Origin of the sequence: Roseomonas fluvialis (genome assembly GCF_022846615.1) — a bacterium.
Taxonomy (GTDB): Bacteria; Pseudomonadota; Alphaproteobacteria; order Acetobacterales; family Acetobacteraceae; genus Neoroseomonas; species Neoroseomonas fluvialis.
In genome coordinates, this window is sequence record NZ_AP025637.1 from 1,065,008 (window position 1) to 1,087,425 (window position 22,418).

General features: G+C 71.7%; 23 protein-coding genes and 2 other RNA genes. 4 read left to right on the forward strand and 21 right to left on the reverse strand.

The annotated features are described in order from the left end of the window. The 4 genes from ftsL to rnpB form a co-directional block, all read right to left on the reverse strand. Positions 1-774 (reverse strand): cell division protein FtsL, encoded by a 774-nt coding sequence (ftsL, locus tag MWM08_RS05210; protein WP_244458411.1) that lies wholly within the window; start codon positions 772-774, stop codon positions 1-3. Further along, positions 771-1,709 (reverse strand): 16S rRNA (cytosine(1402)-N(4))-methyltransferase RsmH, encoded by a 939-nt coding sequence (gene rsmH, locus MWM08_RS05215; RefSeq protein ID WP_244458412.1) that lies wholly within the window; start codon positions 1,707-1,709, stop codon positions 771-773. The genes ftsL and rsmH overlap by 4 nt, the downstream gene beginning before the upstream one ends. Then, complete coding sequence (locus MWM08_RS05220; RefSeq protein ID WP_244458413.1) at positions 1,706-2,173, reverse strand: division/cell wall cluster transcriptional repressor MraZ; 468 nt, start codon at positions 2,171-2,173, stop codon at positions 1,706-1,708. The genes rsmH and MWM08_RS05220 overlap by 4 nt, the downstream gene beginning before the upstream one ends. Positions 2,174-2,487: 314 nt before the next feature. Further along, positions 2,488-2,890, reverse strand: an RNA gene (gene rnpB / locus MWM08_RS05225) — RNase P RNA component class A. Between the two features lie 143 nt (positions 2,891-3,033). On the opposite strand from rnpB, the gene MWM08_RS05230 reads away from it, so the two are divergent. Then, positions 3,034-3,426 carry a hypothetical protein gene (locus MWM08_RS05230; protein ID WP_244458414.1) on the forward strand — a complete coding sequence of 131 codons (393 nt, stop codon included), beginning with the start codon at positions 3,034-3,036 and terminating at the stop codon, positions 3,424-3,426. Between the two features lie 128 nt (positions 3,427-3,554). Here MWM08_RS05230 and MWM08_RS05235 read toward each other — a convergent pair whose 3' ends face one another. Next, entirely contained in the window at positions 3,555-4,451 is an 897-nt protein-coding gene (locus MWM08_RS05235) for a LysR substrate-binding domain-containing protein (protein ID WP_244458415.1), read from the reverse strand. Positions 4,452-4,567: 116 nt separating this feature from the next. Here MWM08_RS05235 and MWM08_RS05240 point away from each other — a divergent pair, with 116 nt between their 5' ends. Next, the gene (locus tag MWM08_RS05240) at positions 4,568-4,828 is read left to right on the forward strand and encodes a YjiS-like domain-containing protein (RefSeq protein ID WP_244458416.1); all 261 of its coding nucleotides are present in this window, start codon (positions 4,568-4,570) and stop codon (positions 4,826-4,828) included. A gap of 10 nt (positions 4,829-4,838) precedes the next feature. Here MWM08_RS05240 and MWM08_RS05245 read toward each other — a convergent pair whose 3' ends face one another. The 3 genes from MWM08_RS05245 to MWM08_RS05255 form a co-directional block, all read right to left on the reverse strand. Further along, on the reverse strand, positions 4,839-5,393 hold the full coding sequence (locus MWM08_RS05245; RefSeq protein ID WP_244458417.1) for a nucleotidyltransferase family protein: 555 nt from the start codon (positions 5,391-5,393) through the stop codon (positions 4,839-4,841). A gap of 4 nt (positions 5,394-5,397) precedes the next feature. After that, on the reverse strand, positions 5,398-6,024 hold the full coding sequence (locus MWM08_RS05250) for an N-acetylmuramoyl-L-alanine amidase (RefSeq protein ID WP_244458418.1): 627 nt from the start codon (positions 6,022-6,024) through the stop codon (positions 5,398-5,400). A gap of 124 nt (positions 6,025-6,148) precedes the next feature. Beyond that, positions 6,149-6,916: a TerB family tellurite resistance protein gene (locus tag MWM08_RS05255; RefSeq protein WP_244458419.1), complete on the reverse strand. Its 768-nt coding sequence runs from the start codon at positions 6,914-6,916 to the stop codon at positions 6,149-6,151. A gap of 122 nt (positions 6,917-7,038) precedes the next feature. Between MWM08_RS05255 and MWM08_RS05260 the strand changes: the two genes are divergently transcribed. Together MWM08_RS05260 and MWM08_RS05265 are read left to right on the forward strand one after the other, a co-directional pair. After that, positions 7,039-10,641, forward strand: a complete 3,603-nt coding sequence (locus tag MWM08_RS05260; RefSeq protein ID WP_244458420.1) for a hydantoinase B/oxoprolinase family protein — start codon at positions 7,039-7,041, stop codon at positions 10,639-10,641. Continuing rightward, entirely contained in the window at positions 10,638-13,481 is a 2,844-nt protein-coding gene (locus tag MWM08_RS05265) for an AsmA family protein (protein ID WP_244458421.1), read from the forward strand. The genes MWM08_RS05260 and MWM08_RS05265 overlap by 4 nt, the downstream gene beginning before the upstream one ends. 170 nt (positions 13,482-13,651) lie before the next feature. On the opposite strand, the gene MWM08_RS05270 is transcribed toward MWM08_RS05265, so the two are convergent. The 13 genes from MWM08_RS05270 to MWM08_RS05330 all read right to left on the reverse strand — a co-directional run bounded on the left by MWM08_RS05270 (position 13,652) and on the right by MWM08_RS05330 (position 22,418). After that, positions 13,652-13,870: a ribbon-helix-helix domain-containing protein gene (locus tag MWM08_RS05270; RefSeq protein WP_244458422.1), complete on the reverse strand. Its 219-nt coding sequence runs from the start codon at positions 13,868-13,870 to the stop codon at positions 13,652-13,654. After that, positions 13,867-15,267 carry a class II fumarate hydratase gene (locus MWM08_RS05275; protein ID WP_244458423.1) on the reverse strand — a complete coding sequence of 467 codons (1,401 nt, stop codon included), beginning with the start codon at positions 15,265-15,267 and terminating at the stop codon, positions 13,867-13,869. Before MWM08_RS05275 ends, MWM08_RS05270 begins: the two co-directional genes overlap by 4 nt. Positions 15,268-15,284: 17 nt before the next feature. Beyond that, positions 15,285-15,692 (reverse strand): VOC family protein, encoded by a 408-nt coding sequence (locus MWM08_RS05280; protein WP_244458424.1) that lies wholly within the window; start codon positions 15,690-15,692, stop codon positions 15,285-15,287. A gap of 177 nt (positions 15,693-15,869) precedes the next feature. Beyond that, on the reverse strand, positions 15,870-16,187 hold the full coding sequence (locus MWM08_RS05285) for a hypothetical protein (protein WP_244458425.1): 318 nt from the start codon (positions 16,185-16,187) through the stop codon (positions 15,870-15,872). Between the two features lie 116 nt (positions 16,188-16,303). Next, a complete protein-coding gene (locus tag MWM08_RS05290; protein WP_244458426.1) occupies positions 16,304-16,690 on the reverse strand; it encodes a RidA family protein in 387 nt (128 codons plus the stop codon). Beyond that, entirely contained in the window at positions 16,687-16,875 is a 189-nt protein-coding gene (locus tag MWM08_RS05295) for a hypothetical protein (RefSeq protein WP_244458427.1), read from the reverse strand. The genes MWM08_RS05290 and MWM08_RS05295 overlap by 4 nt, the downstream gene beginning before the upstream one ends. Before the next feature lie 89 nt (positions 16,876-16,964). Next, a complete protein-coding gene (locus tag MWM08_RS05300) occupies positions 16,965-17,222 on the reverse strand; it encodes a DUF1272 domain-containing protein (RefSeq protein WP_244458428.1) in 258 nt (85 codons plus the stop codon). Continuing rightward, positions 17,222-17,458 carry a DUF2798 domain-containing protein gene (locus MWM08_RS05305; RefSeq protein WP_244458429.1) on the reverse strand — a complete coding sequence of 79 codons (237 nt, stop codon included), beginning with the start codon at positions 17,456-17,458 and terminating at the stop codon, positions 17,222-17,224. The genes MWM08_RS05300 and MWM08_RS05305 overlap by 1 nt, the downstream gene beginning before the upstream one ends. Beyond that, a complete protein-coding gene (locus MWM08_RS05310; RefSeq protein ID WP_244458430.1) occupies positions 17,455-19,116 on the reverse strand; it encodes a fumarate hydratase in 1,662 nt (553 codons plus the stop codon). The genes MWM08_RS05305 and MWM08_RS05310 overlap by 4 nt, the downstream gene beginning before the upstream one ends. Positions 19,117-19,425: 309 nt before the next feature. Beyond that, positions 19,426-19,935, reverse strand: coding sequence for an SspB family protein (locus MWM08_RS05315; RefSeq protein WP_244458431.1), 510 nt, complete (start codon positions 19,933-19,935; stop codon positions 19,426-19,428). Positions 19,936-19,975: 40 nt separating this feature from the next. Then, positions 19,976-20,295, reverse strand: a transfer-messenger RNA (tmRNA) gene (ssrA, locus tag MWM08_RS05320). 7 nt (positions 20,296-20,302) lie between these two features. Beyond that, entirely contained in the window at positions 20,303-21,463 is a 1,161-nt protein-coding gene (locus MWM08_RS05325; protein ID WP_244458432.1) for a M20 aminoacylase family protein, read from the reverse strand. Between the two features lie 55 nt (positions 21,464-21,518). Beyond that, positions 21,519-22,418 (reverse strand): TauD/TfdA dioxygenase family protein, encoded by a 900-nt coding sequence (locus MWM08_RS05330; protein ID WP_244458433.1) that lies wholly within the window; start codon positions 22,416-22,418, stop codon positions 21,519-21,521.

A 22,418-nucleotide genomic window follows, 5' to 3' on the forward strand; every position in this document is an offset into this window, starting at 1 on the left:
CTAGCGCGCGCCGGGGAGCGTGGCCGCGGCGGCGCGTGCGATCGGCACCGGCGGCGCGAGGGCCGGCCCGCTGCCGCCCAGAGCCGAGACCACGGTCGGCGCGGCGATGGGGGCTGCCACGCGCTGCGGCGCCACGGCGGGTGTCGCGGTGGGGCGTTCGACATGCATGGCCGCACGCACCGGCGCCGGCGGCGGTGCAGGGCGCGGCGCCGCGGGGCGTGGGGCCGGGCGGGGCGTCTCGGCGGCGGCGAGGGCAACCGGCGCGGGCGCGGGTTCGGCCGCCGCCGGGCGTGGCGCTGCGGCGGCGGGCGCGGGTGCGGCGGGTGGGGGTGCGGCTGCCGCGGGCGCGGCGGCGACCGCCACGGGCGGGGCGGGGGCGGGTGCGACGGGTGCGCGCGGCGCCGCCGCGGCCAGGGCGATCGCGGTCGCGCTGCCATCGCCGGCAGGTTCCACCGGCGCGAACAGGGACGGCACGCCGGCGAATTGCCGCGGCGGGGGCAGGCGGCGTTCCATCTCGGCGGGCCGAACGAACTGCGCGGGCGTCATCGCCTCGAGCGCCAGATGCCGCTGCGCCACCTGGCGCAGCCGGTCGGGTTCGTTCAGCAGCGCCCATTCGGCGCGCAGCACCTGGGTGCGTTCACGCGCCTGTTCGGTCTGGCGGTTGATGCCGCGCAGCTCGCGGTCGAGCTGCGCGACGGAATGCTTGACCTGATAAAGGTACAGGCCCGCCCCTGCGGCGGCGACCATGCTAAGCAGCGTGAAGGGGCGGATCATGCGGCCTCCTCGAGGCGTTCCAGCGCGCGCAGGCGGGCGGAGCGCGCGCGCGGGTTGTCGCGTGTCTCGGCCTCGCTGGGCCTGAGCGCGCGCGGTGTCAGCAGGCGGAAGCGCGGAGCGGTGCGGCGGGTCAGCGCGCCGGGGTCGTGGCGGGAGGCGCCGGTGCCGCGGCCCGCGGCCTCGGCCATGAAGCGCTTGGCGATGCGGTCCTCCAGCGAATGGAACGCCACCACCACCAGTCGCCCGCCGGGGGCGAGCAGCTGCGCAGCGGCGGCAATCCCGCGCTCGACCTCGCCGAGTTCGTCGTTCACCGCGAGGCGCAGCGCCTGGAAGGACCGCGTGGCGCCGTCGATGCCGGAGGGGTCGCGCGGCACCTTGGAACGCACCAGCGCCGCGAGGTCGCCGGTGGTCGCGAAGGGTTGTTCGGCCCGGCGCGCGACGATGGCGCGGGCAATGCGGCGGGAGAAGCGTTCCTCGCCTAATCGGTACAGGATGTCGGCCAGTTCGGCCTCGGGCAGCGTGTTCACCAGGTCGGCGGCGGACGGCCCGTGCCGTTCCATGCGCATGTCGAGCGGCCCGTCGGCGCGGAAGGAGAAGCCGCGCTCCGCCTGGTCGAGCTGGAAGGACGACACGCCGAGGTCCATCACCACGCCGTCCAGCGCGGTCACACCGCGGGCGGCCAGCAGGTCCAGCATGTCGCCGAAACGGCCTTCGATGAGCTGCAGCCGGGGGGCATGGCGCGCGACGAGGTCGGCACCGCGGGCGATCGCATCGGGATCACGGTCCATTGCGAACAGCGTGCAGCGCGGCGCGGAGTCGAGGATAGCCGCGGCATAGCCGCCGCCGCCGAAGGTACAGTCGAGGTAGGCGGCATCGTCGCGCGGGGCCAGGCTGGCCAGCACCTCGGCCAGCATGACGGGCAGGTGCCCGGTCATGGCTGCGCCCCCGTGCGGGTGCTGGCGGCCAGCGTCAGCCCCTTGTCGCGGGCGTTGGCGATGGAATCGCGCAGGAAGGCTTCGCCGCGCTCGGCATCCCAGATCTGGAAGCGGCGGCGCACGCCGATGAACAGGATCGCCTCGGTCAGGCCGGCCGCGGCGATGTGGCGTTCCTCGAGCGAGACGCGCCCCTCGCCATCGGGGCGCATCTGCGCCGCCTGGGCGAAGACCGCGCCGGCGAGGTCGTCGGCATCCTTGGAGAACAGGTCGAGATCGTCATGGCCGGCGGTCGCGTCGTCGAAGACGCGTGCGGGCCAGCATTCGATGCAGGGTTGCGTGTAGGATGGGAAGAAGACCATCTCGTGTTCGCCGAGCCCCGCAAGCGCGCTGCGGAAGCTGGCGGGCACGGAGATGCGCCCCTTCTTGTCCAACTTCCCCTTGTGCGTGCCCAGGAACCGGGTCATCGCCCCCCGCGTGCGGCCCGTCGGGGCCGCTCAAGATTGCTGTTCCGGCCCGGGTCAGCGGCCGGCGAGGCCCCCCGACCCCGCCGGCTCGCCCGACCATCCCGCTCCGGATCCCGCTCGCCCCCCCGAGCTTGCTGGGATCCTCATGGGATGACATGGGATAACACGGGAAAAGACGGGACAGCAAGGGAGAAAGAATCTTGCGGCTGCGTGCTGTTGCACGAAAAACACTATGTTTACCGCCGGTTGCGCGGTGAGGCTGCCCGAATTGTTGAGGAAACACGAAGGGTTTTTCGCGACGGCCTCGCGAAGGCGGCGCCAGACGGCCTGTAAGCCGGGTTCTGTCGCACCCGTTGCCGGGCACGGACGGCCATTCCTCTGGAACCCGCATCGCTGCGGGCTTCGCGCGGCCAACCCGGGCGGAAGGGCGGGACCGCCCCTGCGTCAACGCGTTGCCGCGCTACGCCGTCCGCCCCTATTCGGCCTTGCTCCCGGTGGGGTTTGCCGTGCCGCCGCCGTTGCCGGAAGCGCGGTGGGCTCTTGCCCCACCGTTTCACCCTTGCCCGGAAGCCTCGCGGCGTCCGGGCGGTCTGTTCTCTGTGGCACTTTCCCTGGGGTCGCCCCCGCCGGCCATTAGCCGGCACCGTAGTCCCGTGGAGCCCGGACTTTCCTCCAGCCCACGATCGCTCGCGGACCAGCGGCCGCCCGGCCGTCTGACGCCGCCGCGGGTGTGCGCCGTCGGGGCGCTGCGCGTCAAGCGTGCGCGACCCGTGACGTGCTTCACACCGCGACCCCGGCGGTCCTCGTCGGCCCACGCCGTTCGTGCTTCACCAAGCGCCGCCGCATCTTTCGAGAGTCTCATGTTCCGCATCGTCACCACCGATATCCCGCGTATCCTGCTCGCCCTGCTGTTCCTGATCGGCGCCGCCAACGGCTTCGTCTGGATGATCACCGGCCACGACCTGATCCATCCGCCCACTTCGGATGCCGGCCTGCGCTTCGAAGCCGCGCTGCGCGACAGCGGCTTCCTCTGGCCGATGATGAAGACGATCGACCTGGTGGCCGGGCTGATGCTGCTGTTCAACCGCGCGCCGGCGCTGGGGCTGCTGATGTTGCTGCCGATCATCACCGTGATCATCCTGTTCCACCTGGTGCTGAACCCGGGCGGGTTGCCGATTGCGGGCATCCTGGCGGTGCTGACGGCGATGCTGCTGTTCGCCTATCGCGACCGCTACGCCGCGCTGCTGCGCTGACGCGCGCCCGGCCCGCGGCCCGCGGCGTGGCCATGTGCCGCCGTCGCGACTGCGGCGCGCCGGCCGCCCGGCGGCATGCTGCTGGCACAAGGCGATCGCGGGCCCGCGAAAAGCGGATACCGGCGGCATCAGGCCGAGGCGCGCGCCCGCATCCAGTCCCACAAGACCTGCGCCGGGCGGCGCAGGTGGCCGGCGGGCCTCGCCAGGTGGTGCGCACGCGGCCCCGGCGCAGCGAAGGGATGCGCATAGACCAGCCGCCCGGAGGCGATCTCCCGGTCCGCCAGGTCCCCGCGCGCCAGCGCCAGGCCGAGCCCCGCCGCCGCGGCCTCCAGCGTCAGGCCGAAATCGCTGAACACCGGCCCGTTGGTGGGCGGCGCGCCGCGCCAGCCGGCGGCCGCCAGCCAGGCCGCCCAATGGTCACGGTTGACGTCGAAGATCAGCGGGATGCGTTCGGCGATGGCCTTGATCGAGGGCGTGCCGCGCAGCTTGAAGTCCGGCGATCGCACCGGCCGCAGCGTCTCGGGCAGCAGCAACTCGGCCTCGAGCCCCGGCCAGGGCGGGATGCCGTGCCGCACCAGGAAATCGAGGCCCTGGCGCTGCGGGTCCTGCAATTCCGTCGTCGCCACCACATCGACGCGGATGGCCGGATGCGCGGCGTTGAACTCCGGCAGGCGCGGCAGCAGCCAGCGCGCGGCGAAGGTCGGCACCACGCCGATGCGGACCTCGCCGCCGGCATCCTGCGCGCGGCGGCGGCGCGTGGCGGCGCGGCGCGTGGCGTCCTCGATGCCCGCCAGCAGCGGCGCGACTTCCCCGTGGTAGCGCCGCGCCAGCGCGGTCGGCTCGGCCCCCTTCGGCCCGCGCCGGAACAGCGGCGCGCCCAGCATCGCCTCCAGCGCCGCGACGTGCCGGCTGATCGCGCCATGCGTGAGGCCGAGCGCCTCCCCGGCCTGGCCGAAGCTGCCGGCACGCAGCGCGGCATCCAGGGCGCGGAGCTGTTCCATGCTGGGCAGGCGGGTCGGGCGCATGGGCGTGAGTATTCCTCACACCCGTCGTGAGCGCGAGGCGCTTCTGCACGCCGGGCCATGCGGCGCACTCTCCCCAGCACGGTGCATCACGCAACCCCGCACCGCAGGAGCAGACCATGTCCGTCGAACCCATCGCCAACCCCCTCCGGACCGCAGCGCGCCCGGCCCAGCGCGTCGTCACCGATGCGCCCGGCCCGCTGATGCGCCTGTGGGTGGCGGCGGTGGAGGCGGTGGAGCGCCGCCGCGCGGCGAAACTGGTCGGGGAGATGGACGACCGCATGCTGCGCGACATTGGGATCCATCGCGGCAACGCGACGAAGGCGATCCGCGAGGGGCGGGACGAAGCGCCGCGGGCCATGCCGTGGTGGAACACCTGACCGACGCCCGCTACGGCGCCGCGAACTGAAGGCGCGGCCAGCGGCTGAGCCATCCCTTGGCGGCGATACGGGCATGCATCGCCGCCGGGTCCACGGCATGGGCCGGCGTCGGGCGCAGGATCATGGCCAGCAGGTCGTCCAGGCCATGCGGGGCAAGGATCTCTACCCCGCCGGGGCCAAGCCGCGCGGCGAAGGCGGTCGCGGTCTCCGGCCAATGCGCGATCGCCTCGGCCAGGCCGGCATAGGGTGCATGGCCGTTGCGCGGCGCCATGCGGGCCTGGTTCGTGACCGACCACGGCAGGCCGGGTGTGGCGAGCACCAGCCGCGCCTGCGCAAGGCGGTCGCGGGCCGGCGACGCATCGGCCGCGTGATGGAACACCACGTCGATATCGGAGGGCGGGATCGCGGCCGGGTCGCGCCCGCTCAGCGCATCCCACACCGCATTGCGCAGCACGCCCGCGCCGATCCAGCCGCCGGGCGGGCCATGCGCCGCCACCGTGGCGAGCGCAGTACGGATCTCCGGGCGGCGGTCAACGAAGCGCGCGATGTCGGCGGCGTCGCGCACCGCCTCAGCGGCACAACGCGGCCACGGCGGCGATGCGGGCGCGCGTGGCGTCATCGGCGATGCCATCGGCGCGTCCGGGCAGCCAATGACGCTGAAAGGCCGTGACCAGCACGGGCAGCGACAGGTCGGTGCGGTAGCCGATGGCGCCGAGCAGCGGCAGCGTGGCGCCTTTGTCCGGTGCCGGCGGGTCCGCGCCAGGCCACAGCCCGACGCCGTTGCGTGCCAGGCCTTCCCAGTCGAACAACTCGCCCGGGTCCTGCTTGCGGTCCGGCGCGATGTCGCTGTGCGCGACCACGTTGCGCGGCGGGATGGGATGGCGCGCGAGGATATCGAGGCAGAGGTCGCAGACCGCCGCCATCTGCAGTGCGGGGAAGGCGCGGTAGCCCCACTCATGGCCGGGATTGACGATCTCGATGCCGATCGAACGTGCGTTCAGTGCGGTGTGGCCGCGCCAGTGGGAGATGCCGGCATGCGCGGCGCGACGGTGGTCCGGGACCAGGCGGAAGATGGCGCCGTCTTCCTCCACAACGTAGTGCGACGACACCTTTGCGGCCGGGTCGCGCAGGCGTTCTATGGCCTCGGCGCCGGAGCGCATGCCGGTGTAGTGCAGCACGAGCATATCGATCGGCATCCCGTCCGGGCGGTCGTCCTGGTTGGGGCTCGGTGCCTCGATGACCGCGAGCGTCAGGACCCGCTCCCGAGGCCAGACTGGCGCTGCCGTTCGGTGACAGCAGCCTGGGCCGGCGCGGCGTGCGTCACAGCCCGCGCTCGCGCTTGATCCGGTCCCAGGCCGCGTTGATCTCTGCCACCTTGCCCGTGGCGCGCTTGACGAATTCCTCCGGCACGCCGCGCGAGGCCAGGCTGTCCGGGTGGTTTTCCCGCATCAGCTGCTTCCAGGCGGCGCGGACCTGCTCGTCCGAGGCTTCGCGCGTCAGGCCGAGCACCGGGTAGGGGTCTTCCATCTGCTGCGCACTGATGCCGCGCGGGTTGCCGCCCTTTGCGCGCTGCCAGGCGCCGGCATCCAGGCCGAAGCGCGCATGGATGCCGCGCAGCATGTCGCCTTCGTATTTCGTGACCGGCCCATCGGCGCGGGCGATCCGCACCAGCGCGGCCAGCACGTCCTCCAGCATCGCCTTGTTGTCGGCGAAGGCCTCGCCGAGCTTTTCCGCGAAGGGTTCCCAGCCCTCGGCGGTCTCGCGCGCCTGGTCGAACAGCCGCCCGACATCGCGCAGCGATTCCTCCGGCACGCGGAACATGGTGCGGAAGGCCTCGATCTCGGCCCGCTTCACCGGGCCGTCGACTTTCGCGAGCTTGGCCGACAGCACGACGATGGCGAAGGAGAACAGGTTCTCCTTGCCGCCCAGCATGTGCACCATATCGGCCGCGCTTGGTGGGATGCGCCCCGAGCCCGGCACGGCGCCCTGGTCGGCCGCATGGCCGACCGCCGCGCCAACCATGGCGCCGAAGGGGCCCCCCATGGCGAAGCCTGCCATGCTGCCCAGGATCTTGCCCCAGAAACTCATCTGACGGGCGTGCTAGCACAGAGCGCGTCGCGCGTCAGGCGCGCCTTGCCCCTCCCGGGGCGGGGACTTATTGCGGAGTGTGTCTGGCGGCGACGCGCCGGGCCCTCGGAAGGGATGGTTGCATGGCCGGCTGGCAGTTCTGGATCGATCGCGGCGGCACCTTCACCGACATCGTCGCGCGCGACCCGGACGGGCGGCTGTCCACCCGCAAGCTGCTGTCGGAAAACCCCGAGCGCTATCGCGACGCCGCCGTGGCCGGCATCCGCGAGGCGCTGGGCCTGGCGCCGGGCGCGCCCGTCCCCGCCGGTACCGTCGATGCCGTGAAGATGGGCACAACCGTCGCCACCAATGCGCTGCTCGAGCGCAAGGGCGAGCGTGTGCTGCTGCTGGTGAACCGCGGCTTCGCCGACATGCTGCGGATCGGCAACCAGGCGCGGCCGCGGCTGTTCGACCTCGACGTGAAGCTGCCGGAGTTGCTGCACGAACGCGTGGCCGAGATCGGCGGCCGCGTCGCCGTGGACGGCACCGAAATCGAGCCGCTCGACGAGGCCGCCGCCCGCACCGCGCTCCGCGCCGGCTTTGCCGATGGCATCCGCGCCGTCGCCATCGTGCTGATGCATGCCTGGGCGCATCCAGCGCATGAACTTCGCCTGGGCGAGATTGCGCGGCAGGAAGGCTTTCCCCAGGTCTCGCTGAGCCACCAGGCAAGCCCGCTGCCGCGTATCGTCCCGCGCGGCGACACCACGGTGGTCGATGCCTACCTGTCACCGGTGCTGCGCCGCTACGTGGACCAGGTGGCGTCCGAACTGCCGGGCGTGCGGCTGTATTTCATGCAGTCCAATGGCGGGCTGACCGAGGCCGGACGGTTCCAGGGCAAGGATGCGATCCTGTCCGGCCCCGCCGGCGGCATCGTGGGGGCTGCGCGCACCGCGGCGATGGGCGGGTTTGACCGCATCATCGGCTTCGACATGGGCGGCACCAGCACCGACGTCGCGCTCTACGCAGGCGAATTCGAGCGTGCCTTCGAAACCGAGGTCGCCGGCGTGCGCATGCGCGCGCCCATGATGGCGATCAACACGGTGGCGGCCGGCGGCGGATCGATCCTGCATTTCGACGGCGCGCGCATGCGCGTCGGGCCGGACTCCGCCGGCGCGGTGCCGGGTCCGGCCTGCTATCGCCGCGGCGGACCGCTCGCGGTGACCGACGCGAATGTCATGGTCGGCAAGATCCAGCCGCGGCATTTCCCGGCGATCTTCGGCCCGGATGGCGACCAGCCGCTGGATGCCGCGATCGTGCACGAGAAGTTCGCGGCCCTGGCCGATGAGATCGCCGCCGCCACCGGCACGCGCCGCGACCCGCGCGAGGTGGCCGAGGGCTTCCTGCGCATCGCCGTCGCCAACATGGCCAACGCGATCAAGCAGGTGTCCATCCAGAAGGGGCACGACGCCACGCGCTTCGCCCTGCAATGCTTCGGCGGCGCGGGCGGCCAGCATGCCTGCCTGGTGGCCGATGCGCTGGGCATGGAGACGGTGTTCATCCACCCCTTCGCCGGCGTGCTCTCGGCCTATGGCATGGGCCTGGCGGACCAGGCGGCGATCCGCGAAGGCGCGGTCGAAGCGCCGCTGTCGCCCGAAGGCATGGATGGGCTCGCCGCACGGCTCGACGCCCTGGCCGATGACGGGCGCACGGAGCTGGCACGCCAGGGCGCCGACCCGTCGCGACTGGTCGTCGCGCGTCGGCTGCACCTGCGCTACGCCGGCACCGACGCCTTCCTGCCCGTGCCCTTCGGCGACCACGCGGCGGTGCTGGACGCCTTTACCGAGGCGCATCGCCGCCGCTTCGGCTTCGCCACGCCGGAGCGCCAGGTGGTGGTGGAAGCCTGCATCGCCGAGGTCACCATGCCCGGCGAACAGGTGGCGGAACCGGCCCTGGAACGGCGCGGGGCCGGCGCCCCCGCGCCGATCGACACGGTCGAGATGTTCTGCGAGGGCACCACGCACGCCGCGCCGCTGCATGACCGTGCTGCGCTCCTGGCCGGCGACCGCATCCCCGGCCCCGCGCTGATCCGCGAGGCGATCGCGACCACCGTGGTGGAACCTGGCTGGACGGCGGAACTGACGGCGCTGGACCACTTGGTGCTGCGCCGCACCTCGCCGCGTGCCGCGGCGCTGGCCGCCACCACCGACCGGCCCGACCCGGTGATGCTGGAACTGTTCAACAACCTGTTCATGAACGTGGCCGAGCAGGCAGGCGCTGTGCTGCAGAACACGTCGCTCAGCGTGAACATCAAGGAACGGCTCGATTTCTCCTGCGCCATCTTCGACGCGACCGGCGCGCTGGTGGCGAATGCGCCGCACGTTCCCGTGCACCTGGGCGCGATGGGCGAGAGCGTGCGAACGGTGATCCGCTCGCGCAGCGCCACGCTCAAGCCCGGCGACGTGGTGGCGCTGAACAATCCATCGAATGGCGGCACGCACCTGCCCGATGTCACGGTCATCACGCCGGTCTTCGACGCCGCGGGGCGGGAGGTGCTGTTCTTCGTGGGCTCCCGCGGGCATCACGCCGATATCGGCGGGCTGACGCCCGGCTCGACGCCGCCGGGGTCCAAGACGCTGGAGGAGGAAGGCGTCGTCATCGACGACTTCCTGCTGGTCGATGGCGGCCGCTTCCGCGAGGCGGAATTCCGCGCCCTGCTGGCCGGCGCGAAGTATCCCGCGCGCAGTCCCGACGTGAACGTGGCGGACATCAAGGCGCAGGTGGCGTCGAACGAGAAGGCCGTGCAGGAACTGCAGCGCGCCGTCGGCGAATTCGGCCTGCCCACCGTGAGCGCCTACATGAAGCACGTCATGGACAATGCCGAGGAAAGCGTCCGCCGCGTGCTGGAGCGCCTGCCCGACGGCGCCTTCGCCACCACCATCGACGACGGCACGCCGCTGCGCGTCGCGGTGCGCGTGGACCATGCGAACCGCCGCGCCGTGATCGACTTCACCGGCACCGGCCCGCAGCGGCCCGACAATTTCAACGCGCCATCGGCGGTCTGTCGCGCCGTGGTGCTCTATTGCTTCCGCTGCCTGGTGGGCGAGGACATCCCGCTGAACGATGGCTGCCTCAAGCCGCTCGAGATCGTCATCCCGGATGGCACCTTCCTGTCGCCGCGTCCCGGCGCGGCGGTCGTCGCGGGCAACACGGAAGTCTCGCAGATGACCTGCAACGCGCTGCTCGCTGCCCTGGGCGCCTGCGCCTCCGCCCAGGCCACGATGAACAACCTGCTGTTCGGCGATGCCACCTATCAATACTACGAGACCATTTGCGGCGGCGTGGGGGCCGGCCCCGGCTTCAACGGTGCCGGCCCGATCCAGACACACATGACCAACACGCGCATGACCGACCCGGAGATCCTGGAACTGCGCTACCCCGTGCGGCTCGAGGAATTCGCCATTCGCCGCGGCTCCGGCGGCGCGGGCGCATGGCGCGGCGGGGATGGGTCGCGCCGGCGCATCCGCTTTCTGCGGCCGATGGAGGCCGTCATCGTCGCTTCCCGTCGCACCGTCGCGCCGCATGGATTGCAGGGTGGCGCCGACGGCGCCGCCGGCCGGCAATGGGTGGAGCGCGTCGACGGCGGCGTACAGGTGCTGCGCGGGAGCGACCGCGCCAGCCTGCAGCCTGGGGATGTCTTTGGCCTCGAGACGCCGGGCGGCGGTGGCTGGGGCGCGCCCACCGCGTGACGCGCCGCGCTGCCTTCGCGCTGCTCCTGCTGCCGCTGGCGCTGGTCGCCCTGGCCTGGGTCGGTCCACGACTGATCGATGGCGAGGCGCAGCGTGAGCGTGTCGCCGCGATCGCCTCGGCGCGGCTCGGCCGCAGCGTGACGCTGGGCGGGCCGCTGCGCCTGACGCTGTTGCCGCAGCCGATGGTCGAGGCCGCGGCCGTGCAGATCGATGCGACCGAGGGCGATGCGATCGGCGTCTCGGCGCGCGCGCTCCGGCTCCGGCTGGGGCTGCTGCCGCTGCTGGTGGGCCGCCTGGAACCGCGCGACCTGGTGCTGGTCGGCGCCGATATCCGCTTGCCCTGGCCGCCGGCGAGCATCGGCGCGCTGCGCCCGCCGCCCTGGCTGGTCGACTTCGACGCGCGCATCGAGAACAGCCGCGTCGCGATCGGCGGGGCCGTGTTCGAGGGCGTGGCGGCGCGCCTCGCCGCGCCGGGGCCGCTCGATGCCGTGCGTACCGAGGGCAGCTTCACCTGGCAGGGTGCCCCGGTGCGCTTCGAGGCGGTGCTGGGCCGCCCCGGCTTCGATGGCGCGGCGACGCTCGATGTCACGCTTGCGCTGCAGGGGGCCGGGGCCACAGCGCGCGGCGTGGTGGTGGCCGAGGGCGGCTTCGAAGGACGGGTCGAGGCGGCGGGGCCGGATCTCGCGGTGCTGATCGCCTCGGCACCCGGGCCTTTCCGCGCGACGGGGCGCCTGGTGGTGACGGCGGAACTGGCGGCGGCGGACGACCTCGCGCTCGACCTCGCGGGCGTGACCGGGCGGGCGGCGGCGACCTTCCGCTTCGCGCCGGTGCCGCGGCTCGACATGGCGCTGGCGCTGGCGCGGCTCGACCTCGATGCCTGGATCGCCGCGCTGCGCAGTGCCGCGGCGCCGCCGCTGCCGATGGGGCTCGACATCTCCGCCGACGCGGCGTCCTTCGCCGGGCAGACGCTGCGGCGCCTGCGGGGCGGCGTGTTCCGCGAAGGGCCGCGCCTGACGCTGACCGACCTCGCGGCGCTGTTGCCCGGCGACGCGCAGGTCGAAGGGTCGGGTGCCACGCAGGGCCAGCGGCTCGACCTCGCGCTGCGCTTCGCGGGACCCAGCCTGCGGGCCAGCGCCGGCGCCTTCGGCCTGCCGGTCGAGCGCTTCGGCGCCGCGGCGCTGCGCGCCTTCGAGGGCCATGCGCGGGTCGAACTGGATGCCGCACAGGTGAGCGTGCCGGAACTTGCGGCGACGGTCGGCAACGCGCGCGTCAGCGGCGCGGGCGTGCTGCGCTTCGGCGCGCGGCCGGCGCTGGGGCTTGGCCTCACCTTCGACCGCATTGACCTCGATATGCTGGCGCCGCCGGCCGGCGGCTGGACCGAGGCGCTGCGCGCCCCACCCGCCTTCGATGCCAACCTGCGCATCGCGGCCGACGTGCTGGACTGGGGCGGCGGCACGGCGGAACGCGCGGCGATCGACGCCGTGGTGGAAGGCGGGCGCATCGGCCTGCGCCGCGCGGCCGCGCGCGTCGGCGGGGCGGATGTCAGCCTGGCCGGTGGTGTCGTTCTCGGTGCCGCGCCGCGCCTGGCGGATATGAGCCTCGAGGTCACCGCGGCCACGGCGACCGGGCTTGCGGCGTTGGTCACGCCGGCCTTGCCGCAGGGGCTGGCCGCGCTGCCGCTGCGCCTGCGCGTGGCCGGCGGCGGGCCGCTCGATGCGCTGGCGCTGACGGCCGAGGGCGAGTTGGGCGAATTGCGCGCCGAAGGGCAGGGCAGCCTGAACGCGGCGCTGGCGCAGATGACCGGGAATGTCACGCTGCGCCATCCCGGTGCGCCGCGGTTGCTGATGCTGCTGGGCGCGCAGGCGCCGCCGGCCTGGCTCGGGGAGGGGTCCTTCTCGCTGATCACCACGGCCACCGCGGGCGGGGCGGGGATCACGGCCGACAGCCTCGACCTGGTCGCGGGCGGGCTGCGCGCGCGCGGCAGCCTGGCGCTGGCGCTGGGTGGCGCGCGGCCGCGGATTGCCGGGCGCATCGCGGCCGAGCGCCTGCCGCTGCCCGGCCTGGCGCTGCGCGGGACCGACCTGCTGCCCTTCGGCGCGCTGGGGACCTTCGATGCGGAACTCGCGCTCGAGGCCGGCGAGGTGGTGGTACCGGACCTGCCGGTGCTGCGGGACCTGGCGACCCGCCTCCTGCTGACCGAGGGGCGGCTCGGGCTCGAGGAGATCCGTGCCGTCTGGAGCGGCGGACGGCTCGACGGGCGCATCGCGGTGGATGCGGCGGCGGCTCCGCCGGTGGTCTCGGGCGCGCTCGGCATCGCGGGCGCGGCGCTGGCCGGGCCGCTGTTCGGCACGCCCTTCGACATCGCCTCCGGCACAATCGAGGCGCAGGGGCGCTTTTCCGCCAATGGCAATGCGCCGGCGGCGCTGCTCGCGACGCTGGCGGGCGAAGGGCGCTTCGCGATCGCGGATGGCGTCCTGGCGGGCGTCGCGCTGGGGGCCGCCGCCAGCGCCGCCGCGCGCGACGATACCGCCGCCGGCGAGGTGGCGCTGCGCGAGGCGCTGGGCGGCGGTGCCACCGAGGTCGACAGGCTGGAAGGCGGCTGGCGCGCCAGCGGCGGCGTGGTGACGCTGGATGGCGTGCGCGTGGTGGCCGAGGGTGGGGCGACGGGCAGCATCGAAGGCAGTCTGGATGTGGCCCGAGGCGCGGTGGATTTGCGCTTCCTGGTGCAGCCCGGGCCGGCCGAGGCGCCGCCGATCGGCCTGCGCGTCACCGGGCCTGCCGACACGCCCCGCCGTCAGCCCGAGACCGCGGCCTGGGCGCGCTGGATGGCGGAGCGGTAGTACATCATGCCGGCGGCCGAGTTCGTATCGGCTTTGCCGGCCGTCGGATGCGTCATGCCGGAGACACTCCTGCGGCGTGACGCGGAAACCGCCAGGTTTCTGGGCTTGAGCGACTGCGCGCGGCGGCCATGCGGATGCTTGGCGCGAGTCAGACGCTCGTGCCGTTGGCGTCAGCCCGCGCGATGCGCGCCCAGTGCGAAGACGCGCAGCGTGCTTGCGAGCGGCGTGCCCGGCGCGCGGTTCGCGTCCAGTTCCGCCACCAGCGCGGCGAGGCTGAGCCCGCGGTTCGCAGCGGCCGCGGTCAAGGCGGCCCAGAAGGCGGGTTCCAGCGCGACCGAGGTGCGGTGCCCCGCGAGGCTGAAGGATCGCTTCGCGAGATGTGGCTTCATGCGCCGCCGCCGGGGTGCAGCATGGCCTCGGGCCGTACCCAGCGGTCGAAATCCTCGGGTGTCACGAAGCCGAGCCGCGCGGCCGCGTCGCGCAGCGTGAGGTCCTCCGCCAGGGCAAGCTTCGCCACCTGCACCGCGCGGTCGTAGCCGATATGCGGGTTCAGCGCCGTCACCAGCATCAGCGACTTCGCGAGGTTGTCGGCGATGCGCGCCGTATTGGGTTCGAGCAGGTCCACGAGGTTCACGGCGAAGGACCGTGCCGCCTGGCCCAGCAGCACGCAGCTTTCCAGCACGGCGTGCAGGATCACCGGCTTGTAGACGTTCAGTTCCAGGTGGCCCTGGCTGCCGGCGATGGTGACGGTGGTCTGGTTGCCCATGACGCGGGCGCAGACCATGGTCAGGGCCTCGGCCTGGGTCGGGTTGGTCTTGCCCGGCATGATGCTGCTCGACAGGCCATCGGCGGGGATGACCAGTTCCGCGATCCCGGCGCGCGGGCCGCTGCCCAACAGGCGGATGTCGTTGGCGATCTTCATCAGCGACACGGCGATGGTGTTGAGCGCGCCGTGGAGTTCCACGAAGGCGTCGTGCGCGGCCATGCCCTCCGATTTGTCGGGGTTGGGGCTGACGCGGGTGCCGGCCCGCTCGGATGCGATCTCGCAGAACAGCCGGTCGAAGTCGGGATGGCGGTTGAGGCCCGTGCCGGCGGCGGTGCCGCCCTGCGGCAGGAGGCGCATTCGCGGCATGGTGTCGCGCACCCGGTGCCGGCCGTTGGCCACCTGGCGCGCCCAGGTGGCGAATTCGCCCCCGAGGGTGACCGGCACCGCATCCATCATGTGCGTGCGGCCGACCTTCACGATGCCGGCCCAGGCCGCGGCGCGCGTTTCGAGCGAGGCGCGCAACGCTGCGAGGCCGGGCTTGAGGTCGCGTTCCATGGCCTCGATCGCGGCGAGGTGCATGACGGTGGGGAAGCTGTCGTTCGAGGACTGGCCGCGGTTCACGTGGTCGTTCGGATGCACAGGTGCGCGGCTGCCGAGCGGCTGGCCCAGCATCTCGTTCGCGCGGTTCGCGATGACCTCGTTTGCGTTCATGTTGGTCTGGGTGCCGCTGCCGGTCTGCCAGATGGGCAGCGGGAAGTCGGCGTCGCGCGTGCCGAATTCGACCTCGGCCGCGGCGGCCTTGATGGCGGCGGCGATGTCGTCGGGCAATTCGCCGAGGCGACGGTTGGCTTCCGCCGCGCACCACTTCTGCAGGCCCTGCGCGCGGATCACGCCGGGCAGGAAGCGGTCCTGGCCGATGCGGAACAGCCGCCGGGCGCGTTCGGTCTGCGGGCCCCAATAGCGGTCGGCCGGGATCTCGATGGTGCCGAGGCTGTCGGTTTCCGTGCGCGTGGCGGTCATGCCACCGATATGGGGCGTCAGGGCGCCTGCCCGTAGGTGGCGATCTCGATCAGGTTGCCGTCCGGGTCGCGGCAATAGACCGAGGTGATGGGGCCGAGCGCGCCGTCCTTGGCGACCGGGCCCTGGGCGATGGCGACGCCGCAGCGTTGCAGGTGCGCGGCCACCTGCTCGGCATCCACGGTGACGATGAAGCAGAGGTCCGCGGTGCCTGGGATGCCGCCGGCGGTGCCCGTCCACCACTCCTGCTGTGTGGCCTCGACTGGGCGGAGGTTGATCTTCTGGCCGCCGAACTTCAGCGCGGTGCGGTTGTGCGGGCCGAATTCCTCGACCTCCATGCCCAGCACGCGCTGGTACCAGGAGGCCGAGATGGTGACGTCCCGGCAGGTGACGACGAGGTGGTCGAGTCGATCCACGGCAAAGCGCATGTCAGCTCCGGGCAGGAGGGGGTCTGCCGCCGTCTAGAGCAATTCCCGATCGGATGGAATCATCTGATCCGCTGAAGATGCTCGCGAAAACAAAAGGCTAGAGGTGTGGCCGCGTGCCAGGGCGAGCGGAGGAGGCGGGAGCGCCCGCGGCGCGGGATGTCACCCGCGCCGATCGTGTCAGTTCCAGCGCCCGGGGCTGTAGCGCCAGCGGTCGCCATCCTGGTCCCAGCGCGGTTGGGCATAGGAGCGCCCCTGGCGGCTGCGCTGCCAGTAGCCCTCCCGCCAGACATAGCGCCGGCCGTTCCAGCGGTAATGGCCGTCCACCCAGACACGCCCGCGGCGCGGCGGCGGCGGGCGGCGGGCATAGGCGGGCGGCGGGGGCGGGCCGATATTCAACGTGATGCTCTGCGCCGCGGCGGGGCTGGGCAGGGCAAAGCCGGCCGCCGTCGCGCCGAGACCGGCGAGCAGGGTGAAAAGGCCGCGGCGTGTCGTCATGTGCAGTCTCCTTCTCAGGGCCGGGAGGCCCGTCGCACCGACCCTCGCCACGACTTGCGGCCGTGGTGGGGCAGGATTGCCGCGAAGGGTAACGCCGCGTGATTGGCCGGGTTGCCTCACCCGCGGCGGCGGGCTGTGACCTCGATCTCGATCTTCATCGCGTCGGTCTGCAGCCCGGCGTGGATTAGGGTGGAGGCAGGCTTGGCGCGACCCAGGTAGCGCTTCACCACCGGCCAGCAGGGTTCCCAGTCGGCGCGGTCCGGCACGATGAACAACACTCGGACCACGTCGTCGAGCCTGGCGCCGGCCTGGTCAAGCGCGGCTGCAATGTTTCGGAACGTCTGATCGCATTGCGCCACGACGTCCGGTTGGATGGTCATCGTGGCGTAGTCGTAGCCGGTAGTGCCCGAGACCCAGATGTCGTCGCCGATGACGACGGCGCGGGAGTAGCCGATCTGGTCCTCGAACTTCGAGCCGGAGGAGATGAGGCGGCGTTCGGTCATGGCGGTGGTTCCTGCTGGTCCGGAGGCGGTTGCGATGCCGCGAGCTGGCGTTGCAGATCGGCCTGCTGCGACACCTGCAGGGCGATGATTTCGGCCGATTTGCGGATCACGTAGGAGCTGAACGTGGCGGTTGCGGTGATCAGCGCGAAGAAGATCGCGACCGCCACCCGTCCCTCGGCGAGCATGAAGACGGGTGAAGAAGCCGAAGATGATGCCGAGGGCGCCATTGGCGCCGACGCCGATCAGGCGGATGTGTTCCGGCACGGCGCTGCCGTCAGGCGATGGTGGCGCCGCCGCAGCGGTCGGGGCGGTGGATACGCTCCGTGCTGGCCGGGAACTTCTCCAGCTTGGCGGCCGGACGGATCGGCCGCGGCACCAGGTTGCCGCCGCAATTGGGGCACAGCCCGCCGGGCAGGCGCGTGGACGCGCAATCGGTGCACCAGGTGCATTCGAAGGAGCAGATCAGCGCCGCGCGGCTGTCGGGCGGCAGGTCGCACCCGCAGCATTCGCAGTTGGGGCGCAGCGCCAGCATCAGGGTGTCGCCACGATGCGCGAGACCATGCGCCGCACGATCGGCAGCACCACCAGCACGGTGGGGAAGGCGATGATCCAAGAGCTGATCCAGGCGATCGGCCAGGCGCCCAGCGCCATGAGCGAAAAGCCCAACGCCATGAAGGTCGACACGCCGGAGATGATGATCGTCATGATCCCGGACAGGATGAAGCCGGTGACCGGCAGCGCGAAGCGCGCGGGCAGCCGGCCGCTCATTCCAGGCCTTCGTAGAAATCGTTGCCCTTGTCATCCACCACGATGAAGGCGGGGAAATCCTCGACCTCGATGCGCCACACCGCCTCCATGCCGAGCTCCGGGTATTCCAGCACCTCGACCTTGCGGATGCAGTCCTGCGCGAGCCGCGCAGCGGGCCCGCCGACCGATCCCAGGTAGAAGCCGCCGTATTTCTTGCAGGCGTTCAGCACGGCCCTCGATCGGTTGCCCTTGGCCAGCATCACGAAGGACCCGCCGGCGGCCTGGAAGGCCTCGACGTAGCTGTCCATGCGCCCGGCCGTGGTCGGGCCGAAGGAGCCCGTGGCATAGCCCGCCGGCGTCTTCGCCGGGCCGGCGTAATAGACCGGGTGGTCCTTGATGTATTGCGGCAGGCCCTGCCCGGCATCGAGGCGTTCCTGCAGCTTGGCATGCGCGATGTCGCGAGCAACGACCATGGTGCCGGTCAGCGAGACGCGGGTCTTCACCGGGTAGCGCGAGAGCGTCGCGCGGATCTGGTCCATCGGCTGGTTGAGGTCGATCTTCACCATCTCGCCGCCCAGGATGTCCTCGGTGTGCTCGGGCAGGTACTGCGCGGGGTCGCGTTCCAGTTCTTCCAGGAACACGCCCTCGGCCGTGATCTTCGCCTTGATCTGCCGGTCGGCGGAGCACGACACGCCAATGCCGATGGGCAGCGAGGCGCCGTGGCGCGCCAGGCGGATCACGCGCACGTCGTGGCAGAAATACTTGCCGCCGAACTGCGCGCCGATGCCGAGGTTCTGCGTAAGCTTGTGGATCTCGGCTTCCAGCTCCGGGTCTCGGATGGCGTGGCCGGACTTGTCGCCGCGCGTGGGCAGCGCATCGAGCCAGCGCGTGGACCCCAGCTTCACGGTCTTGAGGTTCATCTCGGCCGAGGTGCCGCCGATCACGATCGACAGGTGATAGGGCGGGCAGGCGGAGGTGCCGAGCGTCTTGATCTTTTCTTCCAGGAACGCGAGCAGCTTCGGCTTGTTCAGCACCGCGCGGGTCTGCTGGAACAGGAAGGTCTTGTTGGCCGATCCGCCGCCCTTGAGGATGAACATCAGGTGCATCTCGTCGGCGTGGTGCTCGCCGGGCTGCGCCATGATCGAGAATTCGACCGGCATGTTGTTGCCGGAATTTACCTCGTCGAACATGCCGACCGGCGCCATCATGGAATAGCGCAGGTTGGTCTCGGTGTAAGTGCGGGCCACGCCGAAGGAGAGCGCCTCCTCCTCGTCGCCCTCGACCCAGACGCGCTGGCCCTTCTTGCCAAAGACGATCGCGTTGCCGGTATCCTGGCACATGGGCAGCACGCCGCCGGCGGCGATGTTCGCGTTCTTCAGCAGGTCGAGCGCGACGAAGCGGTCGTTCGCGGATGCCTCGGGGTCCTTCAGGATTTTTGCCAGCTGCTGCAGATGGCCCGGGCGCAGCAGGTGGGAGACGTCCCGGCAGGCGGCGCGGGCGAGCTCCGTCAGTGTCTCGGGCTTCACCTTAAGCACGCGCTTGCCGTCCACCTCGATGGTGGAGACGCCGCCGATGTCGAGGCGGCGGTACGGCGCGGTGTCCTCGCCGAGCGGGAACATGGTGCGGAAGGCGAAGCCCTCGGGGCGGGCGGGCGCGGCATCATCGAGCGGCGGGGTCATGCGCGGTCTCCGGGCGCGCCGAACCGGCGCGCATGCGGGCATCTAGCGCAGCCAAGCGGAGCGCGCCAACCGCCACCACGCGCCGATCCTGTTCCGTTCGCGAAGGCTCGATGCGCAGGCTCCAGCCCGTGGCGTTGTCGAGCATCCACATGCACCCGGACGAGGTCTGCTCGAACGGAGGCTGTCAGGATGCGCAAATCCGAGCTGCGGGCCGGCAGCGCAACGCTCGACGGACACAGGACCGTGCTTCGGGGGGCTCCAGCCTTGTAGGCGACCGAAAGCCTCGGCCCCCGGCGCCTGGGTCCAGACCTACGTCTTGCGGCGGAAGGCGTCGAGGCTGACGACCTGCGCCGGCGCCGCGGGGACGGGCGGGGCCTCGGGTTCCGGCGCGGGCGCTTCCTCGTCGGCGGCGTCGTCGACGAAGGCGGGAAGGTCGGCGCCGGTCACCGGGAAGCGCAGGCCGAAGCGCACCTGCGGGTCGTGGAACATGGTCAGCGCGCCGAAGGGCACCACCAGGCGGGACGGCACGCCGCCGAAGAACAGGGTCACCGCGAAGCGCTGCGCGGCGCGGTCGATCAGCAGGTCCTCGAACTGGTGTTGCAGGACGATCGTGATCTCCTGCGGATAGCGCGCCTTGAGGTGCCCCGGGACCGTCGTACCCGGATGGTCCGTGCGGAAGGTCAGGTAGAAATGGTGTTCGCCGGGCAGGCCGTGGGCGGCAGCGTGTTCCAGGGCACGGATCGCCACCTCGCGCAATGCTTCCTCCGCCCAGGAATCGTAGGGCATCAGGCTTTCTGGCGGGGCTGCATCGTCGCTCATGGCTGCCATCTACGCAGGGATAGGCGGATTGCCAAGGAGAAGTGGGGGGCTTCTGTTGCCCGGTGCCCCCCGGACCGCGCTTACCTATCTCTAGGCAGCGAGCGCCACGGTCTCGCGACCGTTATCGTTGGCACTTGTGATTTGGTCCGATGACGGCGGTACCATGCCGGGCAAAAGACGGATCTTTACCGTGCGCGTCGAGCCTGTTTCGCCCCCATCGGCCGCTGATAAGGCGGGTGATTGGTGGAGGCGCCGGGTACCGCCCCCGGGTCCGCAACACTTATTCCATACGCCGTTTATCGCCATAGTCACCGAGGTGACACAGCACATATAGCGCGCCGCGCGCGGGATATCGAGGGGTATCGCGTCACCCGCGCGACAGGCCGCGTTCGACCACGCGGGCATAGAGCGCGGCACCATAGGGGATTGCGTCGTCATTGAAGGCGTAACGCGGGTTGTGGGGCATCGCGCCATCGCCGTTGCCGACATGGATATAGGCGCCCGGGACGCGCTCCATCATGAAGGAGAAGTCCTCGGAGCCCATGCCGGGCGGGTTGTCGCGGGCCACCTTGTCGGCCCCGACCAGGTCGGCGGCAGCCTCGGCATAGGCTTCGGTCTGCGCGGGGTCGTTGATGGTGGGCGCGAAGATCAGGCGCCAGTCGGTGGTGGCGGTGGCGCCGAAGCCGGCGGCGACACCCTCGGCCACGCGACGCATCGCGGCCTCGATCTGGGTGCCGACCTCGCGGGTGAAGAAGCGCGCGGTGCCGGAGATGGTCGCGGTCTCGGGGATGACGTTGTAGGCCTCGCCGCCGATCACCTTGGTCACGCTGACCACCGCAGGGTCGCGCGGGCTGAGCGTGCGGCTGACGATGGATTGCAGCGCGCTCGTGATGTGGCAGGCGGCCAGCACCGGGTCGATGCTCGCTTCCGGGCGCGCACCGTGCGCGCCCTTGCCGGACACCGCGATGTCGAAGAAGGCGCCGCCGGCTGCGGTCGGCCCCGGGCGGATGCCGTACTGGCCGATCGGCATGCCGGGGCGGTTGTGCATGCCGAAGATGGCATCGCAGGGGAAGCGTTCGAACAGCCCATCCGCCAGCATGGCCAGCGCGCCACCGCAGCCTTCCTCGCCAGGCTGGAAGATGAAGTGGACGATGCCGTCGAAGTTCTTCGTCTCGGCCAGGTAGCGCGCCGCACCCAGGAGCATGGTCGTGTGCCCGTCATGACCGCAGGCATGCATCACGCCGGGCGTGGTGCTGCGGAACGGCATGTCAGCGGGTTCCTGGATCGGCAGCGCGTCCATGTCGGCGCGCAGGCCGATGGCACGGTTGCCGGAACCGTTGCGGAGCACGCCCACCACGCCGGTGCCGCCCACGCCGCGATGCACCTCGATGCCCAGCGATTCCAATTCGCGCGCCACGACCTCGGCCGTCCGGTGCTCCGCCATGCCGAGTTCCGGGTGCGCATGCAGGTCGCGGCGGATCTCGGCGAGGGCTGCGTGGTGGCGGCGGATGGCGTCGAGGGCGGACATGGCGGCTCCGGGGCTGGATGCCGCCATGCTGCACCGGGACGCGCCCGGCGCGAAGTCAGACCGGGCGGGTGTCGTCCACCAGGATGATGCGGTGCAGGCGGCGCTTGTGCTGGCTCTCGTCCCATTCCGAGGCGCGATGCAGGCTGCAGCGGTTGTCGCTCATCAGCAGGTCGCCTGGCCGCCAGGCGTGCTTGTAGACGAAGTCCGGGCGGATGAGGTGGGCCAGGACCTCCTCGAACACCGCCCGCGCGTCTGCCTCCGGCAGGCCCTGGATGATCGAGCCCCATTCGCCGCCGAGGAACAGGCCGCGCCGGCCGGATTCCGGATGCGTGCGGACCAGGGGGTGGATCACGTCGGGGTACTTTTCCCCCTCCGCCTCGACCTGTGCCTCGGTGGCGTCGGGGAACAGTTCGCGGAACAGGCGCTTCCGGCTGTGCAACACCTGAAGGCCGTCGATGCGTGCGCGCAGGGCTTCGGGCATCGCGTCCCAGGCGGCGATGCCGTTGGCGTAGCTGGTCTCGCCGGCGGTGGGCGGGATCTCGATGGCATGCAGGAATGTGAACAGGCCAGGGTGTTCGAGGTGATAGTGGTCGGTGTGCCAGTTCATGCCGACCTTGACGGCACCGGCCGCCCGGCCGCCCTCGACCACGTTGCCGACCACGAAGATCTCCGGATGGCCCGGCACGCACAGGTCCTGGCGCGAATGGATGTCGAGGTTGGTGCCGAAGCGACGCGTGAAATCGACATAGCCCGCCGTGGTCAGCGCCTGCTGGTCGCGCAGCAGTAGCAGTGTGCGATCGACGCAGGCGGCGCGGATGATGGCGGTGATTTCCGCATCCTCCGGCGCGGTCAGGTCGATGCCGCCGATCTCGACACCGATGGCGGGGGCGAGGTCCCGCACCGTCAACCCGCGCCTGGCGGCCGCGGCGCGCCAGGCCATCATACTGTTGGCCAT

Coding starts and splice junctions, on each gene's coding strand:
- ftsL (WP_244458411.1), bottom strand. CDS start 774: ATGATCCGCCCCTTCACGCTGCTTAGCATGGTCGCCGCCGCAGGGGCG.
- rsmH (WP_244458412.1), bottom strand. CDS start 1,709: ATGACCGGGCACCTGCCCGTCATGCTGGCCGAGGTGCTGGCCAGCCTG.
- MWM08_RS05220 (WP_244458413.1), bottom strand. CDS start 2,173: ATGACCCGGTTCCTGGGCACGCACAAGGGGAAGTTGGACAAGAAGGGG.
- MWM08_RS05230 (WP_244458414.1), top strand. CDS start 3,034: ATGTTCCGCATCGTCACCACCGATATCCCGCGTATCCTGCTCGCCCTG.
- MWM08_RS05235 (WP_244458415.1), bottom strand. CDS start 4,451: ATGCGCCCGACCCGCCTGCCCAGCATGGAACAGCTCCGCGCCCTGGAT.
- MWM08_RS05240 (WP_244458416.1), top strand. CDS start 4,568: ATGTCCGTCGAACCCATCGCCAACCCCCTCCGGACCGCAGCGCGCCCG.
- MWM08_RS05250 (WP_244458418.1), bottom strand. CDS start 6,024: ATGCCGATCGATATGCTCGTGCTGCACTACACCGGCATGCGCTCCGGC.
- MWM08_RS05255 (WP_244458419.1), bottom strand. CDS start 6,916: ATGAGTTTCTGGGGCAAGATCCTGGGCAGCATGGCAGGCTTCGCCATG.
- MWM08_RS05260 (WP_244458420.1), top strand. CDS start 7,039: ATGGCCGGCTGGCAGTTCTGGATCGATCGCGGCGGCACCTTCACCGAC.
- MWM08_RS05270 (WP_244458422.1), bottom strand. CDS start 13,870: ATGAAGCCACATCTCGCGAAGCGATCCTTCAGCCTCGCGGGGCACCGC.
- MWM08_RS05275 (WP_244458423.1), bottom strand. CDS start 15,267: ATGACCGCCACGCGCACGGAAACCGACAGCCTCGGCACCATCGAGATC.
- MWM08_RS05280 (WP_244458424.1), bottom strand. CDS start 15,692: ATGCGCTTTGCCGTGGATCGACTCGACCACCTCGTCGTCACCTGCCGG.
- MWM08_RS05285 (WP_244458425.1), bottom strand. CDS start 16,187: ATGACGACACGCCGCGGCCTTTTCACCCTGCTCGCCGGTCTCGGCGCG.
- MWM08_RS05290 (WP_244458426.1), bottom strand. CDS start 16,690: ATGACCGAACGCCGCCTCATCTCCTCCGGCTCGAAGTTCGAGGACCAG.
- MWM08_RS05295 (WP_244458427.1), bottom strand. CDS start 16,875: ATGCTCGCCGAGGGACGGGTGGCGGTCGCGATCTTCTTCGCGCTGATC.
- MWM08_RS05300 (WP_244458428.1), bottom strand. CDS start 17,222: ATGCTGGCGCTGCGCCCCAACTGCGAATGCTGCGGGTGCGACCTGCCG.
- MWM08_RS05305 (WP_244458429.1), bottom strand. CDS start 17,458: ATGAGCGGCCGGCTGCCCGCGCGCTTCGCGCTGCCGGTCACCGGCTTC.
- MWM08_RS05310 (WP_244458430.1), bottom strand. CDS start 19,116: ATGACCCCGCCGCTCGATGATGCCGCGCCCGCCCGCCCCGAGGGCTTC.
- MWM08_RS05315 (WP_244458431.1), bottom strand. CDS start 19,935: ATGAGCGACGATGCAGCCCCGCCAGAAAGCCTGATGCCCTACGATTCC.
- MWM08_RS05325 (WP_244458432.1), bottom strand. CDS start 21,463: ATGTCCGCCCTCGACGCCATCCGCCGCCACCACGCAGCCCTCGCCGAG.
- MWM08_RS05330 (WP_244458433.1), bottom strand. CDS start 22,418: ATGGCCAACAGTATGATGGCCTGGCGCGCCGCGGCCGCCAGGCGCGGG.